The 1,614-nt window shown below is 47.6% G+C and carries 1 protein-coding gene; it reads right to left on the bottom strand.

The features are described 5' to 3' along the window. Positions 1-1,179, bottom strand: a 1,179-nt coding sequence (locus tag CLOSYM_RS18665; RefSeq protein WP_021643350.1) for an IS110 family RNA-guided transposase, incomplete at its 3' end; no start/stop codon positions are given. Positions 1,180-1,614: the final 435 nt, after the last annotated feature.

The following is a 1,614-nucleotide window of genomic DNA, read 5'->3' as shown; positions in this document are numbered from 1 at the left end:
CGGTTCCCGGTATTCTGTGTGGTTCTTTAACATTCCGTACACGATATTCACCAACCTGCGGGCAATGCAGATCAACGCCTGCTGTTTATTCTTTCCCTCCGCCACTCTTTTCAGATAATACGCTCGGAATACCTTATTCCTCGGTGTCCCATTCGTTGAGATCTGTATCATCTGAATCGCCAGAAAGTAAAATATTGCCTGCAGCCGCCTATTTCCCTGTTTTGGGCACATATCCTTCCCTTTTCCCGCAGATGAAAAGTTGATTGGGCATATTCCGGCGAACTTCGCCAGCTTATTGGCATTGGGGAAACGGTTGATATCTCCGATCTCTGACAGCATATTTGCCGCTGTTGTCACATCCACTCCCGGCATGGTCATCAAGGTACAGTTAAATGACGGCAGCATAGTTTCTATCGCTGTCTCCACAATCTCAAGCTGTTCCCGGTAATGCTCCAAGTCTCCTGCGATACTTCGCGTAATGGCATCCCGACTCTCCTGATGCTCCCTTGTGGTCTGACCGTCGGTACGTACCAGTTCTAATATTCTTTCCGCTCGTTTGATGGAGCAGTTATTGTGGCTGACCGGGCGCAGTTCTGCCGCCAGTTCCTCCGCAGTCTTCCCTTTTAGGTGTTCCGGTGACGGATATCTAAGCCAGAAATAAAGCGCTGTCCTTCGGCTGATATCACCAAAGAATTGTTTGTAGCTCGGGTACGCCACGCAAAGCTGTTCATGCAGTTGGTTCTTTAATCTCTGCTGATGGGAGCAGATGTTGTCTCGACGGTTTACCAACTGGCTCAATGTCCAGTAGGCATCCTCTGGAACGGCATCGGGCAGTTTGTCCAGCATATTGATTAGCACAAGTGCGACCGCTTCTGCATCGTAGCTGTCGCTTTTCTGATACATCGGTACGCTTTTTCTCTGAGCATACGACAGAGCTGTATTCACATCCTTAACCGCATATCCTTTCTCAATTAACCATACCGCCAGCGCACGGCCATAACCGTATGCATTCTCCAGTCCGTATACCACTGTCTTTTCTTCTGTCAAAAAACGGCTGACTTTTCTCGTCAGTTTATGGAATTCTGATGGTTTGTTATCAAAGGTAATTTCTCCTAATTTCTGATTCCAGCAGTCAAGCATGACCGCCGTGTGTGTTTCCTTATGCAGGTCAATCCCCACATAGATGATGTTTTCTTTTCTCGTCTGAATCCTTCCTTTTCATCCTGTCTCCATCCACTATCAAAAAATCACCGGCAACCTCAGCTGATAAGCGTTATGTGCCGAATTACGCCCTACGGCAACGGCCATCGCAAGGGGGATTAAGCCTGTCTGCTTCCCTAACCTACGGATTTCACAGGTTATTCTCCTGTCGGAGTTGTGTCGTATGTTAACTCTGAAAAAGAGCATCCGCAAGCCATTTGGGCGCAGTTCTGAATGTTTGTGAAATATGATACAGAAACGGCGGAGGGATTTGTGACATAGTGGTATCGCCAGAAAAGAAAAGGAACCAGCGGCCAATATCATATGACTACTGATTCCTTACTATGTTTTCCCGGCAGTTTTAACCAGTCGCTTTTCTCCCCCCTTATACCCCCTGGTGTGCGCCATTTTACC

Source organism: [Clostridium] symbiosum ATCC 14940 (assembly GCF_000466485.1).
GTDB classification, from domain to species: Bacteria; Bacillota; Clostridia; order Lachnospirales; family Lachnospiraceae; genus Otoolea; species Otoolea symbiosa.
This window is presented reverse-complemented; position numbering and strand designations above follow the sequence as displayed.